General features: G+C 72.6%; 22 protein-coding genes. 10 read left to right on the top strand and 12 right to left on the bottom strand.

The annotated features are described in order from the left end of the window. The first annotated feature begins 20 nt into the window (after positions 1-20). Positions 21-788: a TVP38/TMEM64 family protein gene (locus IE311_RS10530; RefSeq protein ID WP_189831352.1), complete on the top strand. Its 768-nt coding sequence runs from the start codon at positions 21-23 to the stop codon at positions 786-788. Between the two features lie 136 nt (positions 789-924). Here the strand turns inward: IE311_RS10530 and IE311_RS10525 are convergent, their stop codons facing one another. Continuing rightward, positions 925-2,094: a thiolase family protein gene (locus tag IE311_RS10525; protein ID WP_189831351.1), complete on the bottom strand. Its 1,170-nt coding sequence runs from the start codon at positions 2,092-2,094 to the stop codon at positions 925-927. Positions 2,095-2,230: 136 nt separating this feature from the next. On the opposite strand from IE311_RS10525, the gene IE311_RS10520 reads away from it, so the two are divergent. The 4 genes from IE311_RS10520 (at position 2,231) to lnt (ending at position 6,097) form a co-directional block, all read left to right on the top strand. After that, complete coding sequence (locus IE311_RS10520; RefSeq protein WP_189831350.1) at positions 2,231-2,701, top strand: winged helix-turn-helix transcriptional regulator; 471 nt, start codon at positions 2,231-2,233, stop codon at positions 2,699-2,701. 81 nt (positions 2,702-2,782) lie between these two features. After that, the gene (locus IE311_RS10515) at positions 2,783-3,655 is read left to right on the top strand and encodes an undecaprenyl-diphosphate phosphatase (protein WP_189831349.1); all 873 of its coding nucleotides are present in this window, start codon (positions 2,783-2,785) and stop codon (positions 3,653-3,655) included. Between the two features lie 117 nt (positions 3,656-3,772). Then, positions 3,773-4,219 (top strand): nuclear transport factor 2 family protein, encoded by a 447-nt coding sequence (locus tag IE311_RS10510; RefSeq protein WP_189831348.1) that lies wholly within the window; start codon positions 3,773-3,775, stop codon positions 4,217-4,219. A 114-nt stretch (positions 4,220-4,333) separates the two neighbouring features. Continuing rightward, positions 4,334-6,097, top strand: a complete 1,764-nt coding sequence (lnt, locus tag IE311_RS10505; RefSeq protein WP_229901843.1) for an apolipoprotein N-acyltransferase — start codon at positions 4,334-4,336, stop codon at positions 6,095-6,097. Here the strand turns inward: lnt and IE311_RS10500 are convergent. After that, the gene (locus IE311_RS10500; RefSeq protein WP_189831347.1) at positions 6,021-6,926 is read right to left on the bottom strand and encodes a Gfo/Idh/MocA family protein; all 906 of its coding nucleotides are present in this window, start codon (positions 6,924-6,926) and stop codon (positions 6,021-6,023) included. The genes lnt and IE311_RS10500 overlap by 77 nt on opposite strands. Before the next feature lie 59 nt (positions 6,927-6,985). Further along, the gene (locus IE311_RS10495; RefSeq protein ID WP_189831346.1) at positions 6,986-8,200 is read right to left on the bottom strand and encodes an FAD-dependent monooxygenase; all 1,215 of its coding nucleotides are present in this window, start codon (positions 8,198-8,200) and stop codon (positions 6,986-6,988) included. A gap of 92 nt (positions 8,201-8,292) precedes the next feature. Between IE311_RS10495 and IE311_RS10490 the strand changes: the two genes are divergently transcribed. From IE311_RS10490 to IE311_RS10480, 3 genes are all read left to right on the top strand, one after another. Further along, positions 8,293-8,985 carry a TetR/AcrR family transcriptional regulator gene (locus tag IE311_RS10490; protein WP_189831345.1) on the top strand — a complete coding sequence of 231 codons (693 nt, stop codon included), beginning with the start codon at positions 8,293-8,295 and terminating at the stop codon, positions 8,983-8,985. A 59-nt stretch (positions 8,986-9,044) separates the two neighbouring features. Next, complete coding sequence (locus tag IE311_RS10485; RefSeq protein WP_189831344.1) at positions 9,045-9,572, top strand: DinB family protein; 528 nt, start codon at positions 9,045-9,047, stop codon at positions 9,570-9,572. Positions 9,573-9,803: 231 nt separating this feature from the next. Beyond that, positions 9,804-10,307 (top strand): hypothetical protein, encoded by a 504-nt coding sequence (locus tag IE311_RS10480; RefSeq protein WP_189831343.1) that lies wholly within the window; start codon positions 9,804-9,806, stop codon positions 10,305-10,307. A 66-nt stretch (positions 10,308-10,373) separates the two neighbouring features. Here the strand turns inward: IE311_RS10480 and IE311_RS10475 are convergent, their stop codons facing one another. The 7 genes from IE311_RS10475 to IE311_RS10445 form a co-directional block, all read right to left on the bottom strand. Beyond that, positions 10,374-10,847 carry a hypothetical protein gene (locus tag IE311_RS10475; protein ID WP_189831342.1) on the bottom strand — a complete coding sequence of 158 codons (474 nt, stop codon included), beginning with the start codon at positions 10,845-10,847 and terminating at the stop codon, positions 10,374-10,376. A gap of 70 nt (positions 10,848-10,917) precedes the next feature. Next, entirely contained in the window at positions 10,918-11,601 is a 684-nt protein-coding gene (gene ung, locus IE311_RS10470; RefSeq protein WP_189831341.1) for a uracil-DNA glycosylase, read from the bottom strand. Between the two features lie 82 nt (positions 11,602-11,683). Then, positions 11,684-13,264: an ABC transporter substrate-binding protein gene (locus IE311_RS10465; RefSeq protein WP_189831340.1), complete on the bottom strand. Its 1,581-nt coding sequence runs from the start codon at positions 13,262-13,264 to the stop codon at positions 11,684-11,686. A gap of 148 nt (positions 13,265-13,412) precedes the next feature. Then, on the bottom strand, positions 13,413-14,180 hold the full coding sequence (locus tag IE311_RS10460) for an SDR family oxidoreductase (protein WP_189831339.1): 768 nt from the start codon (positions 14,178-14,180) through the stop codon (positions 13,413-13,415). A 26-nt stretch (positions 14,181-14,206) separates the two neighbouring features. Next, positions 14,207-14,968 (bottom strand): 3-oxoacyl-ACP reductase FabG, encoded by a 762-nt coding sequence (fabG, locus tag IE311_RS10455; protein WP_056555413.1) that lies wholly within the window; start codon positions 14,966-14,968, stop codon positions 14,207-14,209. Between the two features lie 193 nt (positions 14,969-15,161). Next, a complete protein-coding gene (locus IE311_RS10450) occupies positions 15,162-15,545 on the bottom strand; it encodes a DUF3037 domain-containing protein (RefSeq protein ID WP_189831338.1) in 384 nt (127 codons plus the stop codon). Next, positions 15,542-16,387 carry a HipA family kinase gene (locus tag IE311_RS10445; protein WP_189831337.1) on the bottom strand — a complete coding sequence of 282 codons (846 nt, stop codon included), beginning with the start codon at positions 16,385-16,387 and terminating at the stop codon, positions 15,542-15,544. Before IE311_RS10445 ends, IE311_RS10450 begins: the two co-directional genes overlap by 4 nt. 162 nt (positions 16,388-16,549) lie before the next feature. On the opposite strand from IE311_RS10445, the gene IE311_RS10440 reads away from it, so the two are divergent. Continuing rightward, positions 16,550-17,008 (top strand): group II truncated hemoglobin, encoded by a 459-nt coding sequence (locus IE311_RS10440; RefSeq protein ID WP_189831336.1) that lies wholly within the window; start codon positions 16,550-16,552, stop codon positions 17,006-17,008. Between the two features lie 43 nt (positions 17,009-17,051). Beyond that, on the top strand, positions 17,052-17,771 hold the full coding sequence (locus IE311_RS10435; protein WP_189831335.1) for an adenosylcobinamide amidohydrolase: 720 nt from the start codon (positions 17,052-17,054) through the stop codon (positions 17,769-17,771). A 104-nt stretch (positions 17,772-17,875) separates the two neighbouring features. Here the strand turns inward: IE311_RS10435 and IE311_RS10430 are convergent, their stop codons facing one another. Further along, positions 17,876-18,637: a MerR family transcriptional regulator gene (locus tag IE311_RS10430; RefSeq protein WP_189831334.1), complete on the bottom strand. Its 762-nt coding sequence runs from the start codon at positions 18,635-18,637 to the stop codon at positions 17,876-17,878. 153 nt (positions 18,638-18,790) lie between these two features. Then, a complete protein-coding gene (locus IE311_RS10425) occupies positions 18,791-19,438 on the bottom strand; it encodes an alpha/beta fold hydrolase (RefSeq protein ID WP_189831333.1) in 648 nt (215 codons plus the stop codon). Positions 19,439-19,583: the final 145 nt, after the last annotated feature.

Raw genomic sequence — 19,583 nt, 5'->3', positions numbered from 1 at the left:
GCGTCCGTTACTCTCCCCGAATGCTCGCTCCCGCGCCCCGGCCGCCGGGCTCCGTCGCCGTCCGCTGCTCCCGGGCCCTGCTCGCGCCCCGCGCACGCCTCTCGATGCTCGCCGCGCTGCTGCTCACGGCGGCGGCCCTCGTGGTGCTGTACGAGCCGCAGCGGCTGCTCGCCTCGGGCTGGCCGCCGCAGACGAGCGGCGCCGGGGCGGTGCTGCTCTTCGGTCTCGCGTACGGCGTGTGCACGGCGGCGTTCGTACCCCGCCCGGTGCTCAACCTCGCGGCGGGCGCGCTCTTCGGCTCCGCCGCCGGTCTGACGGCGGCGCTCGCGGGGACGGTGCTCGGCGCCGGGATCGCCTTCACCCTCGGCCGTTACCTGGGACAGGACGCGCTGCGACCGCTGGTGCGCGGCCGCTGGCTGACGGCGGCCGACGGGCAGCTCAGCCGCCACGGGTTCCGGTCGATGCTGGCGATCCGGCTGTTCCCGGGGGTTCCGTTCGCGGCGGCCAACTACTGCGCCGCGGTCTCCCGGATGGGATACGTGCCGTTCCTCCTGGCGACGGCGATCGGCTCGGTGCCGAACACGGCGGCCTATGTCGTGGCGGGTGCCCAGGCCGATTCCCCGGGCTCGCCGGCCTTCCTCTTCTCGGCGGGGTTCATCGTCCTGTCGGGTCTCGCCGCGGCGGTGGTGGCCTGGCGCAAGCGGCACGGCCTGCGCGCTCCGGCCCCGGCCCCCTCCTTCTCCACCGCCGACGCTCCGGAACCGGAGCCGGTGGGCAGCACGCGGTAGAGCCGGCGGGCGGCATCTCCGGAACCGAGGAGCGGCACCCGCCGGAGCCGAGGAACGGCAACCGCCGGACCGATGGGCCGCACCCTCCGGAACCGAGGCGCGGCACCCGCCGAACGCCGGCGGCGGCACGTTCGGGTCAGAGCGCCTCGACGATCATCGCGTTGGCCAGACCGCCCGCCTCGCACATCGCCTGGAGCCCGTAGCGGGCCCCCCGCGCCCGCAGCGCGTGGACGAGGGTCGTGGTGAGACGGGTGCCACTGGCGCCGAGCGGGTGGCCCAGGGCGATCGCGCCGCCGTGGACGTTGACCTTGGCCGGGTCCGCGCCGGTCTCCTGCTGCCAGGCGAGGACCACGCTCGCGAAGGCCTCGTTGATCTCGAAGAGGTCGATGTCGGCGAGGGCGAGACCCGACCGGCGCAGCACCTTCTCGGTGGCGGGGATGACGCCGGTGAGCATGAGCAGCGGGTCGGATCCGGTCACGGCGAAGCCGTGCAGCCGGGCGAGGGGCCGCAGTCCGAGGCTCCGGGCGGTGTCGGCGGCCATGACGAGCACGGCGGAGGCGCCGTCGTTGACGGGGCTGCTGTTGCCGGCCGTGACGGACCAGTCGATCTGCGGGAAGCGCTCGGCGAAGGCCGGATCCTCGAACGAGGGCCGGAGCCCCGCGAGGATCTCGGGGGTGGTCGAGGGGCGCACCGACTCGTCGCGGCGGACGTCCCCGTAGGGGGCGACCTCGGCGTCGAGGAGTCCCGCGCCCCAGGCGCGGGCCGCCTTGGTGTGCGAGGTCGTGGCGAACGCGTCCATGGCCTCGCGGCCGATCGACCACTTGGCGGCGATGAGCTCGGCGCTGACGCCCTGCGGGACCAGGCCCTCGGTGTAGCGCTCGGCGACGCCGGGCCCGAAGGGGTCTGCGCCGGGCGGCACGTTCGACCACATGGGAACCCGGCTCATGGACTCCACTCCACAGGCGACGGCGATGTCGTACGCCCCGGAGAGGACGCCCTGGGCGGCGAAGTGCACGGCCTGCTGGGAGGAGCCGCACTGCCGGTCGACGGTGGTGGCGGGCACGGACTCGGGGAACCCGGCGCCGAGCCAGGCGTAGCGCGTGATGTTCATCGCCTGTTCACCGACCTGGTCGACGGTGCCGCCGATCACGTCGTCGACGAGGGCGGGGTCGATGCCGCTGCGTTCGATCAGGGCGCGCAGGGTGTGGGAGAGGAGGGCGACGGGGTGGACATGGGACAGGGCTCCGCCCGCCTTGCCCTTCCCTATCGGGGTCCGGACGGCTTCGACGATGACGGCGTCGCGCATGACAGGCTCCTGAGTTGGATGACTGGACCAACACTCATCGGTAACTTATCCCAGTGAGTTGGGTTTCCAAACCCACATCTGCATGCTGAGTTGGGTTTTCGAACCCACCACCCTCCCGCTGGCCTACGCTTGCCCCATGAAGGCAGCCCCCCGCCCCTGCTCCATCGCCGACACGCTCGCGCTCGTCGGTGAGAAGTACTCGCTGCTCGTGCTCCGCGAGGTCTCCCTCGGCGTGCGCCGCTTCGACCGGATCGCCCGCAACACCGCCGCCCCCCGCGACATCCTCACCACCCGCCTCAAGAGGCTCGTCGAGGCCGGGATCCTGGAGAAAGTGCAGTACAACGAGCGCCCGCAGCGGTTCGAGTACCGGGCCACGGCCGCCGGCGAGGAGCTCCAGCCGGTCCTGATGACCCTGATGGCCTGGGGCGACCGCCACCTCAACACCGACGACCGCCCGGTCGTCCTGGAGCACCGCTGCGGGGAGGTCCTCAGCCCCCGGGTGGTGTGCGCCCACTGCGGCGACGAGGCCGACCGGGAGAGCCTCACCGTCCATGTCCGGGCCCCCGGTTGGACGACGGCGGGCCCCGAGGCCCCCCGGGAAGGCTGACCACGGACCCGTCACTTTGGGAAGGTACGCTGCGCTCGACCTTCTGACGGCACACGTACATAACGGGATGGCACTAGCCCCATGAGTTGGTTCGAATCGTTCATCCTCGGACTCGTCCAGGGGCTGACGGAGTTCCTTCCCATCTCCTCCAGCGCGCACCTCCGTCTCACCGCGGCCTTCGCCGGCTGGGAGGACCCGGGGGCGGCATTCACGGCGATCACCCAGATCGGCACGGAGACCGCGGTCCTGATCTACTTCCGCAAGGACATCGCGCGGATCGTCACGGCCTGGTTCCGCTCGCTCACCGACAAGGCGATGCGCTCCGACCACGACGCCCAGATGGGCTGGCTGGTGATCGTCGGCTCGATCCCGATCGGTGTCCTCGGCATCACGCTCAAGGACCAGATCGAGGGCCCCTTCCGTGACCTGCGGCTGATCGCCACCACCCTGATCGTCATGGGCATCGTCCTCGGTGTCGCGGACCGGCTCGCCGCCCGCGACGAGGCCGGCGGCCGCCACCGGGCCGTCCGCGAGCGCAAGTCGCTCAAGGACCTCAACGTGAAGGACGGCCTGATCTTCGGCGTCTGCCAGGCGATGGCCCTGATCCCGGGCGTCTCCCGCTCGGGCGCCACCATCTCCGGCGGTCTCCTCATGGGCTACTCCCGCGAGGCGGCCGCGCGGTACTCCTTCCTCCTCGCGATCCCGGCGGTCCTCGCCTCGGGCGCGTACGAACTGAAGGACGCGGGCGAGGGGCACGTCTCCTGGGGCCCGACGATCTTCGCCACGATCATCGCCTTCGCCGTCGGTTACGCGGTGATCGCCTGGTTCATGAAGTTCATCACCACCAAGAGCTTCATGCCCTTCGTGATCTACCGGATCCTCCTCGGCATCCTCCTCTTCGTCCTCGTCGGCACCGACACCCTGAGCCCGCACGCGGGCGAGTCCGGGGACTGACACCCGACGACGGGATGCGCGCGCCGGGACGGCCGGCACATGGGTGTCGGCCACGGCCCCGGAACCCCCGCACGCACGCCCCTTGGCCCCTGGCCCGGCCTGCCCGACACTGATCCGATGACGCAGCGCGTGGACCTCGCGACCGTGATGGACCGACTCGCCGTCGACGACCTGATCACCGGGTACGCGGCGGCCGTGGACGACTCCGACTGGACCGCCTACCGGGCGCTGTTCGCTCCGGACGGCCGGGCCGACTACCGGGGGTCGGGCGGCATCGAGGGACCGGCGGCCGAGGTGGCCGACTGGCTCGCCGAGACGATGACGCTCTTTCCCGTACGCCAGCACTTGATCGTGAACCGGCGGGTCCTCTTCCGGGAACCGGCCGGCTACCCGGAGACGGGCGACGCCGCGGACATCCGCGCCGACTACGTCAATCCGATGCGGTTCACCTCCGGCGAGGACTTCGTCTGCGGCGGCCGGTACGCGTTCGGCGCGCTGAGGACCGTCGACGGCTGGCGCCTGAGCTCGGTCGTCGTCGACGAGCGGTGGCGCCGCCACCAGTGAGCCGAGGGCTCCGGTCCGAGCGGCCCCGGGGAGCTGGCCGCCGAGGGTCGGGGCCGTCCGGGCCGCGCCGGACCCGTTCACGCCCGACACTGAAGGCAAGGGCGGAGGCATGCCATGCGAATTCCGTTCGTGAACGGGGACCGAGAACCGGGCGACCGCCGGCAGCCGGGCCGGGACCAGGAGCGCGCTCAGGAGCGGGCCCGGGAGCAGAGCCACGCCGAGGACCAGGACCGTGACCGTGACCGGGATCGGCGCCCTGACCCGACCCGCCCCCCGCCCCGAGGGCCCGTCCGCGGATCCGCCCGATGGCCCGCCCGGCGTCGGGCCGCCGGGCGTTCCCTCCTCGCCGTCGGCTGCGGCGCGCTGCCCGCGCTCGCCTTCCCCGCCCTCGGCCTGTGGTGGTGGGCCTATCTGGCGCTCGTCCCCTGGCTGCTCCTGATCCGTACGGCTCCCGGGCCGCGCCGCGCCGCGCTGGACGGCTGGCTCGGCGGCATCGGCTTCGTCCTCGCCGTCCACCACTGGCTCCTGCCCAGCCTGCACGTCTTCTTCCTTCCGGTCGCCGCGCTGCTCGGCCTGCTGTGGCTGCCGTGGGCGTTGCTCGTGCGGTCCCTGCTGGGCGGTGTGCCCTCGGTACCGCGGGCCGCCGCCGGCCTGATCGCCGTGCCCTCCGGCTGGCTGCTGATCGAACTGGTCCGTTCCTGGGAGGGGCTGGGCGGTCCGTGGGGCCTGCTCGGGGCGAGCCAGTGGGAGCTTCCGGCTGCGCTGCGGCTCGCCTCGATCGGCGGGGTGTGGCTGGTGAGCCTGCTCGTGGTGGCGGCCAACACGGCCGTGGCCCTGCTCGTGGCGGCCCCGGGGCTGCGTGCCGTCGGGGTCGCGGGGATCGCGGCCTGCGCACTCGTCGTTGGCACGGCCGCGTGGGGGGTCGGGTCGCCCCGCGAGAGCGGGACGGTACGGGTGGCCCTCGTACAGCCGGGGGTGTTCGACGGTTCGGAGGGGGCCGAGCGGCGGTTCGACCGCGCCGAGGAACTGACCCGTTCGCTCGCCGGGCAGGACCTCGACCTGGTGCTGTGGGGGGAGAGCGGGGTGAGCGCCGACCCGGCGGGCCGTCCCGACATCGCCGCCCGGCTCTCCGCGCTCGCGCGCGAGGTCGGCGCGCCGCTCCTGGTGAACGTGGACGCGCGCAGGACCGACCGCCCGGGCATCTTCAAGAGCGCCGTGCTGTTCGGTCCGGCGGGGTTCACGGGTCAGCGCTACGACAAGATGCGGCTGGTGCCGTTCGGCGAATACGTCCCGGCACGCGGTGTCCTCGGCTGGGTGACGTCGGTCGGCAAGGCCGCCGACGAGGACCGGCGGCGGGGCACCACGCCGGTCGTGATGACGCTGCCCGGCACCGGCGACGGGCCCGGACTGCCGATCGGACCCCTGATCTGCTTCGAGTCCGCGTTCCCCGACATGAGCAGGCATCTGGTCCGGGACGGCGCCGCGCTCCTGGTCGTCCAGTCGGCGACCAGCACGTTCCAGGACAGCTGGGCGCCGGACCAGCACGCGTCCCTGGCGGCGCTGCGGGCCGCGGAGACCGGCCGGCCCGTCGCCCACGCCACACTCACCGGGGTCAGCGCGGCCTACGGCCCGGACGGGCGCCGGATCGGGCCCGTGCTCGGCACGGACGCGAGCGCCGTCGCCGTCCGCGAGCTGCCGCTCTCGGATACGACGACGGCCTATGTCCGGTGGGGCGACTGGCCGCTGTACCTGGCGCTCGTCGTGGTGGGCGCGGTGTGCGCCGCCGAGGGCTCCGGCGGGCTCAGGAGGCCTGGGTCAGCGCCTCGCGCACGACGCGCTCGCACAGCTCGTGGGTCAGCAGGGCGTCGCGGGCGCTGAGCACCCGCCCTTCGCGTACGGCGTCGAGGAAGGCGAGTACGGCCTGCTCGATCCCGCGCTGGCGGGCCACGGGCACCCAGTCGCCGCGCCGCCGCAGGGTGGGCTGGCCCTTGTGGTCGACGACGTCGGAGAGATTGACGACCTGGCGCTTGGTGTCCTGTCCGGAGACTTCGAGGATCTCCTCGGTGGAGCCGTTCATCCGGTTCATCATGCCGATGGCGGTGAAGCCGTCGCCGGACAGCTGGAGCACGACGTGGTGCATCAGTCCGTCCCGGATCCGGGCGCGTACGTCGACGTGCTCGATGTCGCCGGGGAGCAGGAACCTCAGGGTGTCGACGACGTGGATGAAGTCGTCGAGCACGAGCGTGCGCGGGTCCTCGGGCAGTCCGACCCGGTTCTTCTGAAGGAGGATCAGTTCACGCGGGTGCTCGACGCACTGGGCGTAGGAGGGGGCGAGGCGGCGGTTGAAGCCGACGGCGAGGCCGACCGAACGCTTCTCGGCGAGCTCCACGATCCGCTCGGAGTCGGCGTACTCGTACGCGAGGGGCTTGTCGACGTAGGTGGGGACGCCCGCGTCGAGGAGCCGGCCGACGATCTCCGCGTGGGCGGCGGTCGGGGCGTGGACGAACGCGGCGTCGAGTCCGGCGGAGAGCAGCGAGTCGAGATCGCGGTGGCGCTGCGCGGCGGGCAGGTGGAGGGTGTCGGCGACCTTGTCGAGCGTCGCCGCCGTCCGGGTCTGGAGGTGGAGTTCGACCCCGGGGAGGGTGGCGAGGACGGGCAGGTACGCCTTCTGCGCGATGTCGCCGAGTCCGATGCAGCCAACCTTCACGGGGTCTCCCTTGTCGTCTCCACAGGCCCTGGACGCGTGGGCCGTTCGCGCTGGTCAGCTTACGCGGACCGGGCCGGGGCCACCGGCGGGTGCCAGTCCGCGATGCCGTCGAAGCCGCGGAGGACGAGGCCCGGGCCGAAGCGGGAGACCGCGCCGACGAGCGTGGAGCGCAGGGCGACGGCGGGGCGGGCGGCGAGCATCGTGAGGGCTCCGGTGCGGGCGGCCTTGCGGACGATGGCGGTGGTACGCGGCAGCCGGTCGCCGGTGTAGGCGGCGAGCGCGCGACTCGGGAGGAATCCGGGCGCGGCACGGGTGGGGTGGACGGCGGGTGCGGGGCCGGCGTGATGGGCGAGGACGACGGCGTCCTCGATCGCCTGGTTCCCGCCCTGGCCGAGGCTGGGCATCATCGCGTGCGCGGCGTCGCCGAGCAGGGCGACCCGGCCCCGGTGGAAGGCCGGCAGCGGGTCGGGCAGGTGGTGGACGTCGTGGCGCAGGACCTGGTCGGGGTCGACGGCGGAGAGGATCTCGGGGACGGGGTGGTGCCAGTCGCCGAAGAGGCGCAGGAGTTCGGCCCTCTCGTCGTCGGCGGCTCGACCGCCGGCGGGGGCGGTGGCCATGGCGTACGCGTAGATCCTGCCGTCCTTCAGGGGCTGGGTGCCCCACAGGCGTCCGGCACCCCAGGTCTCGTGCGGGGCGAAGGGGCGCTCGGGGGCGGGGACGACCACCCGCCAGGTGGTGCAGCCCGCGTAACGGAGACCGGGGTGTTCGGGGAAGAGGGTGTGCCTGGTCGCGGAGCGGATGCCGTCGGCAGCGACGACGAGCGCGGCCTCGATCTCGCCGTCGGGGGTGGCGAGCCGGGCGGGGCGCCGGTCGTCGCCGGGGTCGACGATCGTGGCGGCGGCTCCGGTGCGGACGGCGCCGTCGGGGAGGGCCGAGGCGAGGATCTCGACGAGGGTGGCGCGGTGGAGGAGGACGAGCGGTCCGCCGAAGCGCGCGGCGGCGGCCTTGGCGTCGGTACGGGCGAGCCAGCGGCCGCCGGGGGCACGCATCCCGCCGTCGCCCTGCCAGGCCGCGAGATCGCGGACCCGGTCGCCGAGGCCGATGACATCGAGGGCGCGCTGGGAGTTGGGGGCGAGGCCGATGCCGGCTCCGACGGGGGCGAGGTCGGCGGCGCGCTCCAGGACGGTGACCTGCCAGCCCTTCAGGTGGAGGGCGACGGCGGCGGTGAGGCCGCCGATGCCGGCTCCGACGACGACGGCACGGTGCTGTTCCATGGCTGCTCCTCGGATCAGGGAACTACAGGTGTAGTGCGACCGATGTCTTGACCGTACTACAGCCGTAGTCGCCTGCGGAGTAGGTTGTCCCCATGACCGCATCACCCCTCTCCGCCGCCCCGGGCCCGGACGCGCCCCGGCCCTCCCTGTCCCGTGGCGAGCTGATCGGGGACGCCGCCCTGGACCTCCTCGTGGAGCGCGGCATGCGGGGCCTGACCCATCGAGCGGTGGACGAGCGGGCGGGACTGCCGCAGGGGTCGACGTCGAACCACGCGCGCACCCGCCAGGCCCTCCTGGAAACGGCCGTGCGACGCCAGGTCCAGCTGGAGTCACGGGTCCTGACCCCGGACGAACTGCCGGGCGCCCACCCCACCGCGCCGACGGACACCGGCGGACACCGCGGCCCCGACGGACGTGAGGACTCCGCCGGACGCCCGGACACCGGCGCGCTCGTGGACGCGCTCGCCCTCGCCCTGCACCGCTATCTCACCGACCACCGGGCGCTGCTCGTCTCCCGCTACGAACTGGCCCTGGAGGCCACCCGCCGCCCCGAGCTCCGTACCTTCTTCGACGCGGCGGGTTCCGCCTTCCGCGACCCGCTGATCGCGATGACGGCGGCGGCCGGCTCGGCGGAGCCCGAGCGGCACGCGCTCTCGCTGGTCGCCTGGTGCGAGGGGCTGATGTTCTCGTGCGCCGTCGGCTCGTTCCACTCCGCCGTGCCGAGCCTCGATGAACTGCGCACCGGTTTCGACGAATTGCTCCGGGGGATGCTCGGGAGCCGGTGACCACCCGGGCACCCGGCAAAGCGGTGGCGCACATGGCGACCGTGGGGGACGATGCCGCGATGACCACCGAACGCATCGCATCCGTCCCCCGCGTCGACCCGTCCACCACCTCGGGCGAGCGCGAGGCGCTGGAGCAGTGGCTCGACTTCCATCGCGCGACCCTCGCGAGGAAGTGCGAGGGGCTCGACGACGCCCAGCTGCGCACCCCGTCCGCACCGCCCTCGGACCTCACCCTGCTGGGCCTCGTCCGGCACATGGCGGAGGTCGAGAACGGCTGGTTCCGCAACGTCCTGGCCGGCGAGAAGGCGGGCTGGGTGTACTCGACCGAGGAGGACCGCGACCGGGACCTCCACATCACCGACGAGGACACCTACGCGGAGGCGTACGCCACCTGGCAGGCGCAGATCGCGCACGCGCGCACCGTGGCCGCCGGGCGCGGTCTCGACGACCTGGCCACCGGCAGCCACCACAGCGGAAGGCCCTTCAACCTCCGCTGGATCTATCTGCACATGATCGAGGAGTACGCCCGCCACAACGGGCACGCGGACCTCGTTCGGGAGCGGATCGACGGCGCGACCGGCGACTGAACGGGAACCGCCGGAAGACCGACGGGCGGCCGACCGAGCGGCGGCCGGGCCGGTCGACGCCGGCCCCGGGCGGTCGCTACGAGCCGACCGGTGGGCGCGCCGACCGGCGGCGGGCCCGCGGCAGGTCGACGCCGGGCCGGTCAAGGCCGGGGCGGTGGCGGCTCACCCGTGCGGGGCATTCCCCGCCGGTAGGGGCGCGAAGATCGCCACCGGGCCAGCAGAGTTGCGCGGGTGCATGGAACCCGAACCCGAACCACAGCGAAGATCCTGGTCGGGGCGGCCGTGGCCGCCCTCACGGGCTGCGTATCGGTGGACGCCCCGCCGACGGCGCCCGTCTCCGCGCCCGCCGCGGAGACCGTGAGCCCCGCCCGGGACGTCGCCCCTCAGATCGGCGAGGGACCGGCGCTGGAAGCCCTCGAAGCGGCGCTGCCCGCTCCCCCGCCGTCGCCCACGCCCACGCCCCTCACGGCACCCACGCCCGAGTCACACCGAGGGACGCCGGCCCCGCCGCGCGCGAGGGAACCGCGCCCCGAGTCCGCGCCACCGCGGCGTGAAAGCCCGCGTCCGGCGGCCCGACCGGCGCTCCCCGAGCTGCCGACGCTGCCGTTGCCGGCCGATCTGCCGACGAGCCCGCCGGTCTCCCGGGCGGACGTCTGCGACCTCGGTGAGCGGTACGGCGGCTGGGCCCCGGGGAGCGACCGGTCCAGGATCTGTCACGGCACGCACGGCCGCTGAGCCCCACCGGGGCCCGCCGCTCCACCCGGACCCGCCGTCCCACCGGGACGCGTCACCACCGGCCCGTCACTCCGCCCGGAGCCGCAGCTCCAGGCGCTCGATCGCCGCCCGTACCCCGTTCCCGTAGCCGTCGTCGTCGAGGTGGTCCGAAGCGGCGCGGGCCCGGTCCAGATGGACCCGCGCGGCGTCGGGCCGCCGGAGCTTGACGTAGTCGGCGGCCAGGTTGAGATGGAGCGAGGGATAGAGCGCCCGGAGCGCGACCGCCGAGCCGTGCTCGGCGGTCCGTTCCTCGGCGAGGCCCTCCGCCGCGCTGAGGGCCCTGAGGTCCCAGGCCAACTCGGTGTCGGGGTCGTCCTGGGCGTCCGCCATGTAGTGCGCGAGGGTGCACCGGTGCAGTGGGTCCCCGTCGGGGCCGATCTGCTGCCAGAGGAGCCCGAACCGGTTGCGGGCCTCCTCACGGTCGCCGCCGTGCATCAGCATCATGGCCTGCCCGATCCTGGTCATGACCCCGTCGTCCGACACCTGCTGCTGCTCGGTCACCGCGACCTCCACCCGCTCACCCACTGGGAGAGCCGACGCTAGCCGCACCGGGGCCGGATCGGGCCGAGGCTCAGCCGAGGTCCGGGATGCGCCAGTCGATCGGCTCGTGTCCCTGGGCCGCGACGGCCGCGTCGATCTGGGTGAAGGGCTGCGATCCGAAGAACTTCTTCGCCGAGAGGGGCGAGGGGTGGGCGCCCTTCACGACCACGTGCCGCTCCTCGTCGATGAGGGGGAGCTTCTTCTGCGCGTAGTTGCCCCAGAGGACGAAGACTGCGGGGTCGGGCCGCGAGGCGACGGCGGTGATCACCGCGTCCGTGAACTTCTCCCAGCCCTTGCCCTTGTGCGAGTTCGCCTCGCCGGAGCGGACGGTCAGCACGGCGTTGAGCAGGAGGACGCCCTGGTCGGCCCACGGCATCAGATAGCCGTTGTCCGGGACCGGGTGGCCGAGCTCGGCCTGCATCTCCTTGTAGATGTTCCGCAGGGAGGGCGGGGTCTTGACCCCGGGCCGGACCGAGAAGCAGAGGCCGTGGCCCTGGCCCTCGCCGTGGTAGGGGTCCTGACCGAGGATCAGGACCTTCACCTTGTCGTACGGAGTGGCGTCGAGGGCGGCGAACACCTCGTCCTTCGGCGGGAAGACCGGTCCCTTGGCCCGCTCCTCCTCGACGAACTCGGTGAGCTGCGCGAAGTACGGCTTCTGCAGCTCCTCGCCGAGAACACCCCGCCAGGACTCGGGCAGCATGCTGGTGTCGGTCACGGTCAACAACCTCCGGTGGACGTTCCTGTTACTCGTCCAAGAACCTACCGGGGGCCACTGACAGTGGCCCCCGGCAGGACTTCTACCAGCTGGCCCGGCGGTACAGCTCCCAGACCTGCATGACCGTCTGCGGGTCGAGCGCGCGCTCGCCGCCACCGATCTCGTCGCCGGCCGCGATGTACAGCTTGCCCTGCCACAGCGGCAGCAGCCGGACGTCCTGGACCATGATCTCCTGGGCCTCGACGAACTCGTCCGTGACGGTCCCGCGGTCGCTCTCGCGACGGGACTTCGGGAGGAGCTCGCCGGTGATCCTGGGGCTCACGTACGGCGTACCGAGGACGTTCTCCTTGCCGATGAACGGCGCGACGAAGTTGTCCGGATCCGGGAAGTCGGGGAACCAGCCGCGCCCGAAGACCGGGTACTCGCCCTTCTGGTAGCCCTCCTGGAACTCCGTCCACGGCTTGCCGTGGAGGGTGACCTTGAAGAGGCCGGACTCCTCGAGCTGGCGCTTGAGCTCCTTGAACTCGGCGGCGGTGGAGGAGCCGTACCGGTCCGTGGTGTACCAGAAGGTCAGCTCGACGGGATCGGTGATGCCCGCGTCGCGGAGGATCTCCTCGGCCTTCTTCGCGCTCGGCGTGCCGTAGCGGTCGAAGAACTTGGTGGTGTGAGCCGCGATGCCCTTGGGCACCATCGAGTACAGGGGCTCGGCGGTGCCCTGGTAGACCTTGTTGACCAGTTCGTCGCGGTCGACGAGCTGGGCGATGGCCTTGCGAACGGGGAGCTTGGCGACCGTCGGGTCCTGGGCGTTGAAGACCAGGTAGCGGATGTCCGCGCCCGTCGACTCGATGATCTGGAGACCCTTGTTCTCGGGCTTGTCGTCCTGGAGCTCGACGACCTCCTCGGCGGTGAGGCCGCGGTAGGTGGCGTCGATCTCCTTCTTCTTGAGCGCGGCGACGAGCGCCTCGGACTCGTTGAAGTACTTGATCGTGACGCCGCCGTTCTTACGGTCGGCGAAGCCCTTGTAGGTCGGGTTCTTCGTCAGCTCGGCCGTCTTCTTCTCGGTGTACGAGTCGAGGACGTACGGTCCCGAGCCGGTGACCTTGCCGTCCTTGGCGCGAAGCCGGTCGGCCGGGTAGTCGGCCGGGTCCACGATCGACATCGCGGGGGTCGCGAGGACGAAGGGGAAGGTGGCGTCCGACTTGTTGAGCCGGAAGACGATCGTCCGGTCACCCACGGTCTCGATCTTGTCGAGCGAGCCGAGCATCCCGTTGGGGCCACCCTTGTGGTTGATCGTGCGGATGCGCTCGATCGAGTACTGCACGGCCTTCGCGTCCAGCTTGTGCCCGTTGGAGAACGTGAGGCCCTCCACGAGCTTGCACTCGAAGACCCGGCTGGCGGTGTCGGAGAACTTGCATTCGGCGGCATCCGAATCAGGGGTCGTACTGCCCGTCGGGAAACTCACCAGGGTTTGGTAGACATTCCGGAAGAGCTCCCAGGAATTGTCCCAGGCGGCTGCCGGATCAAGCGTGGTGGGAGAGCTCGTCGTGCCGACGACGATTCTCTGATCCCCGGCGGATTCACTGTCCGAGAAGACACTGCATCCGGACACCAGGGATATGGACACAAGGGCTGCAGCGGCCTGCAGACTGGTCCGGTTGAACACGTGCACGCTCCTCGTTCAGCCAGGGGTCGGCCGACGATACCGCAGCACCCCGTCAGGTCAATGTTCGAGCCTGACGGGGCACTTGAGTCATTCGGCGTATAACCGGGTTCAATCCGGACACCAGATCCGGAAAGTGTCCGATTATCGGTCACCCGACTCCGGCGTTCAGGAAAATCCCGCCGTCGACGACGAGCGTCTGGCCGGTGATCCACTCCGACTGCGACGAGGTCAGGAAGGCTGCCGCGCCGCCGATGTCGGAGGGCTCGCCGAGCCGGCCGAGCGGATAGGAGGCAGCCGCCTCCGCTTCCCGGCCCTCGTACAGCGCCTGCGCGAATTTCGTCTTCACCACGGCCGGGGCAATGGAATTGACCCGCACGAGCGGAGCGAATTCATGCGCCAGCTGAAGAGTGAGATTGACCATGGCGGCCTTGCTCATTCCGTATGCGCCGATGAAAGGCGAGGCGGATACGCCGGCGATCGAGGCGATGTTCACGATCGCGCCGCCGTGATCCTTCTGCCAGGCGTGCCAGCTCCGCTGGGCGAAGCCGAGCGCGGAGACCACGTTGGTCTCGAAGACCTTCCGGGCCACCCCGAGATCAAGATCGGCGATGGGGCCGAAGACCGGATTCGTACCGGCGTTGTTGATCAGGAAGTCCAGCCGGCCGAAGCCGTCCATCGCGGCCTCGACGGCGGCGGCCTGGTGGACCTCGTCGTGGGCCTTGCCGGGGACGCCGATCGCCCGGTCGGCGCCGAGTCGCTCGACGGCCTCCTTGAGGGCCTCCTCGCCGCGTCCGGTGATGACGACCCGGTCGCCGCGGGCGACGAGCGCCTCGGCGATGCCGTAGCCGATGCCCCGGCTCGCGCCGGTGACCAGAGCGACCTTGCCGGACAGCTCCGGCCGTGCCTGTGCGGTCATGTGCTTGCTCCTCCCGGTGCCGGTCGTCAGTTGAGGGGGCCGCCGGCCACGTACATGACCTGGCCGGAGACAAAGCCGGCGTCGTCGCCCGCGAAGAAGGCGATCGCGTTGGCGACGTCCTCGGGGCGGCCGACCCGCTGCACCGGGATCATGGACGCCGCGGCGGCCTGGAACTCCTCGAAGCCCATGCCGACGCGCTCGGCGGTCTGCGCGGTCATCTCGGTGACGATGAAGCCCGGGGCGACGGCGTTGGCGGTGATGCCGAACTTTCCGAGCTCCTTGGCGAGGGTCTTGGTGAGGCCCTGCAGTCCGGCCTTCACGGCCGAGTAGTTGGCCTGACCGCGGTTGCCGAGCGCCGAGGAGGAGGAGAGCGAGACGATCCGGCCGAAGCCCGCGTCCACCATGTGCTTCTGGCAGGCCTTCGCCATCAGGAAGGCGCCCTTGAGGTGCACGTTCATGACGAGGTCCCAGTCGGACTCGGACATCTTGAAGAGCAGGTTGTCGCGGAGCACACCCGCGTTGTTGACGAGAATCGTCGGCGCGCCGAGCTCGGCGGCGACGCGCGCGACGGCGGCCTCCACCTGGGCGCTGTCGGAGACGTCGCAGCCGACCGCGAGGGCGGTGCCGCCCGCGGCGGTGATCTTCTCGACGGTGTCCTTGCAGGCCGCCTCGTCGAGGTCGAGTACGGCGACGGCGCGGCCCTCGGCCGCGAGGCGGAGCGCGGTGGCGGCCCCGATACCCCGTGCGGCACCCGTGACGACGGCTACGCGCTGCTCGGTGGTGGACATGCTTGGTTCTCCTCGCCCTTGGATCGTCCCTGGTCGCGGTCGAACCGGTCACCCGCTCCTGCGTCCCGCACATGAGCGACCGCTTAGTATCGTCCGCAGAACGAGACGCTAGAAGCCCTGGCACCCGGTGTCAACGGCCCACCGGGTGCACCCGGTCACTCCCCGTCGCCGGGCGTGTCGGTCCCGGGCGCGCTCAGCGCACCAGCAGGTCGAGCAGCCGCTCCACCTCGGCCTCCGGGTCGGTGGTGAGCCCCGTGTGGACGGGCCCCGGCTGGACGACCGTGGAGCGCGGCGCGATCAGCCAGCGGAAGCGGCGCCCCGCGTCGTCCGGCGCCGCCTGACCGGCGGCGTCGCCCCCGAGGCAGACCCCCTCGACCGCGCGCAGCGCCGCCCGGACGCCGGCCACGTCGGCGGCCGGGTCGAGCACCGACAGCTTCCCCTCGTCCAGATGGGTACGGGCGCCCACGAAGGACCGGGCGCGGCAGTAGACGACCACCCCGGCGTTGAAGCACTCGCCGCGCTCGACCCGCGGCACCACGCGCAGCAGCGCGTACTCGAAGACATCGCGGTCGGTCACGGGGTGGTGTCCTTCTCGGTGGAGTGCGTCCGGGGCGCGAGGCGCTCGGCCAGCCAGCCGGGCGGCTGCTGTGCCCGGGTCTCGGTGCGCGGGCCGAGCGTGACGCGCTCGTGGATGGTGGCGGCGCGCGGGAGCAGCGCCTCGACGTAGGCGGCGCGCACCTCGTCCGTACTGTCGAAGCCGGGCTCGTCGACGAGCCACTCGTCGGGTACGTCGGCGGCGATCCCGTCGAGCAGCTCGCGGGTGACGAGCGGGGCCAGCTCCGCGGCTGCGGCGGCGACGTCGGGCCCGAAGGGGGCGAGCGCGTGGTCGGAGGCGTCGTACGGCTTCGCGGCGGAGGCCTGCGCGCCCTTCCAGTTGTGGTGCCAGATCATGGTGGCGCCGTGGTCGATGAGCCACAGGTCGCCGTGCCAGACGAGCATGTTCGGGTTCCGCCAGGAGCGGTCGACGTTGTTGATGACCGCGTCGAACCAGACGACCTTGCCGGCTTCGGCGGGGTCCACCTCGTACGCCAGCGGGTCGAAGCCGAGCGAGCCGGGCAGGAAGTCCATGCCCAGGTTGAGCCCGCCGCTCGCCTTGAGCAGCTCCTGCACCTCCTGGTCGGGCTCGGAGAGCCCGATGACCGGGTCGAGCTGGATGGTGACGAGTTCCGGCACCCGCAGTCCGAGCCGGCGGGCGAGCTGCCCGCAGATGACCTCGGCGACCAGCGTCTTGCGGCCCTGCCCGGCGCCGGTGAACTTCATGACGTACGTGCCGAGGTCGTCGGCCTCGACGATCCCGGGGAGCGAGCCGCCCTCACGCAAGGGCGTGACATAGCGGGTCGCTGTCACTTCTGTAAGCATTCGCCCAGGCTATCGACTCGCGCGGCCTCTCCATCGAGGGCGCGGAACCCCGGACGGCCCCGGGCGGGGCCGCGTCCCGCCCCGCCGAGAGCGAACATCCCTGGATCCTGGTCCCGTTGTGTGGAAGCTGGGAGCACACATCCCGGATCCCGGAGGCGTTCCATGACCGCCGAGCACGCGAACACCCTGTACGAAGCCGTGGGCGGTGCCGACGCCCTGCGCCGGCTCTCCGAGACGTTCTACGAGGGGGTCCTGGCCGATCCCCTCCTCGCGCCCGTCTTCGCCGACTTCACCGCGGCGCATGTCGAGCACGTGGCCGTGTGGCTGGCGGAGGTCTTCTCGGGACCCGCCGGCTTCACGGCGGAGCTCGGCGGGCATCAGGCCCTGCTCCGCGCCCATCTCGGGCTCGGCATCACGGAGGAACAGCGGCTGCGCTGGATGGAGTTGATGACGGCGGCCGTGGAGAAGGAGCTGCCGGACGACGCACTGCTGCGCCGCCGGGTGGTGGAGTACTTCGCCTGGGGCACGCGGATCGCCAGGGACGTCTCGGCCTCGGCGCCGGGCACGGATCTCGGCGAACCCGGCCCCACCCCGCGCTGGGGCTGGAACGGCCTCGCCTGACCGGCCGGCGCGGGGCCGTTCCCGACACCCCTAGGGTGTGGGGATGCCCTCGCGAACCCTCCTGACCGGCGCTTCTCTCGCCGACGCGGCTCTGCTGACCCATACGGAGCAGGGCCGCGCGTGGCCGGTCCTGGTCTGGGCGCCCGGGCCCGGCGTCCGCATGGTGTCGAGCGCCGTGCTCGGCGGCGGCATCGGCGAGCGCGCGTGGGTGCTCAACGCCCAGGTCCCGCCCGGCTACACCCGGCTCGATCCGGTCGCCCACCTCCGCGACCTGGCGGTCGGTGCGGGGCTGGAGGGCGCGGGGGTGGGGCTCATGACGGCGGCCTCGGTCACGGACCGGTGCCATGCCGTGGACGGCGGTGTGCGGGCCGTGGTCACGGCGGGGATAGGGGTACGGGGCTGGGCCGCCGCACCGGAAGTCGGCGGCGTCCCCGCCCCCCGCCCAGGAACGATCAACATCATCGTGTCGCTGCCCGTGCCGCTCACGGACGCGGCGCTCGTCAACGCGGTCGCCACCGCCACCGAGGCGAAGGTGCAGGCCCTGGTGGAACTCGGCGCGGACGCGTCCGGCACCCCCACCGACGCGGTCTGCGTGGCCGCCCCCGTGGCGACCGCCGGGAACGGCACCGACGCCGAGCCGTTCGCGGGCCCGCGCTCCCTCTGGGGCGGACGCCTGGCCCGCGCGGTCCACACCGCGACACGGGCGGCGTGCGCGGGCCTGATCGCCGCCGAGAACGCGGACCGGACCCGCCGACGCCCGTGAGCGGGCCGCGTACCGACGCCGTGACAGCGCCGTACACGGCCCGCCGCGCACCGGCCGGAACCCGACCGATCCGGCTCGGCCCGAGTCGCCTCGGCACGGCCCGGTCAGCCCAGTCGGCTCGTGACGTACGCGTCGATCGCGTCCCGCTGGTAGGCAGCCAGGCCCGACGCGATCGCCTCGTACGCCGCGCGCCACTGCTCGTTCTCCACACACGACCGCCCGATCGCGCGGAACTCCTCGCCGGACACGGCACGGATCGCGGTCAGCGCCCGGTACTGGGCCTCGATCTCGGCCTGCACCGCACCGCCGTCCACCGGTTCCCCGGCGGCCATCAGTTCCGCGATGCGGATCATCTGTGCCGTGCGCTCGCGGTGCCCCGCCTCGATCCGGTCCTCGCTCAGCGTCGAGCCGTGCCGCTCGACGGCATCGGCGAGCTCCGGGAACTCCCGGAGGTTCTCCCCGTACTGGTCGGGCCGAACGCCTTCGAAGAGGTTCTCCGGCCGGTTGATTCCGCTCATGGATCTGCCGTCCTTCCTGGACTGCTCCAGTTCGGCGATCGTGCGGGAGACGGTGGCGGCCAGGGCGCCGAGCCGGTCGCGCTCGGCGAGCAGGCGGCGGTGATGGCCGCGCAGGGCCTCCACCTCGTCGATCTGCTCGGCCAGGACCTCGCCGATCTCAGGCAGTCCGAGACCCAGCGCCCGCAGCACGAGGATCTGCTGCAGTCGCAGCAGCTGGCCCTCCTCGTAGTAGCGGTGCCCGTTGGCACCGATCCACGCGGGCGGCAGCAGTCCGATCTCGTCGTAGTGCCGCAGGGTCCGGGCCGTCACGCCCGACATACGGGCGACCTCCGCAGTGGGCCAGGCCATCGCCGCCTCCTCTCACGAGTGCGTCGCCGGGCCGGTCGCTCCGGCCCTGTTCGGAACGGTAGGAGCTGCCGTTGCGGCAGCTTCAAGTCCCGCAGCGGGGGTTCCCGCCCGCGGCCCGTCCGCACTCGTACCCGCACCCCGGGGCGACCCGGCTCATCCGTGCGAGAGCAGTGCCGCAGTGAGTTCGGCCGCCCTGCGGTGCCACAGGTGGGCGCCGCGCAGCATGGCGTGCCCTCCCGTCGGCATCGGGATGCCCGCCGCGTCCGCGCCCGCGGCGCGGGCCCTGCGGACGAAGTCCCAGGACGCGCGGGCCGAGGTGACGCGGTCGGTCTCGTCGTGGAGCAGGTACAGCCGCCGGCCGCCGAGGTGGTCCACGGGTTCGTCGGTGGGACACCAGGGCGCGAGGGCGACGACACCGCGGACGGCCGGGTCGGCCGCGGCGCGCAGCGCGGCCCGGCCGCCCATGGAGTGGCCGAGGAGGACGACGGGGACGGGCCCGGCCTGCTCCCGGAGGCGTACGAGAGCGTTCTCGGCGTCTCTGGCGGCGTCGGCGCTCGGACCGTTCCAGCCCCGGTGCCGGTAGCGGACCTCGGCGATCAGCACGTCCCGGCCCCGCACGGCGCGGGTCACGGCGGCGGCGAAGGGGCGCATCCGCAGCGCGGGAAGGTTGAGGGCGGGCGGCGGCTCGACGCCGTCGGCGCGGCCGCCGTGGAGCAGCAGCACCGCCGCGGTGGGCACGGCGGGCGCGCTGCGGACGACGAGGGCTCCGGGATCGGCACGCCGGGTACGGCACAGCGTCATCGGGTGCCCGCCCCGTTCCCACGCCGGCGCGGTGGCCGGCGGGAGCATCCACGCGTGCGGGCCGCGTGTCCGGACTGCTGCGCCATGAGGGCCTCCAGGAGTCGCTTGCCGCCTCCCCGGTGGAGCGGTCCGCTCTCGACACGGA

It is taken from the genome of Streptomyces zaomyceticus, assembly GCF_014656215.1.
Classification (GTDB): domain Bacteria; phylum Actinomycetota; class Actinomycetes; order Streptomycetales; family Streptomycetaceae; genus Streptomyces; species Streptomyces zaomyceticus.
This window is presented reverse-complemented; position numbering and strand designations above follow the sequence as displayed.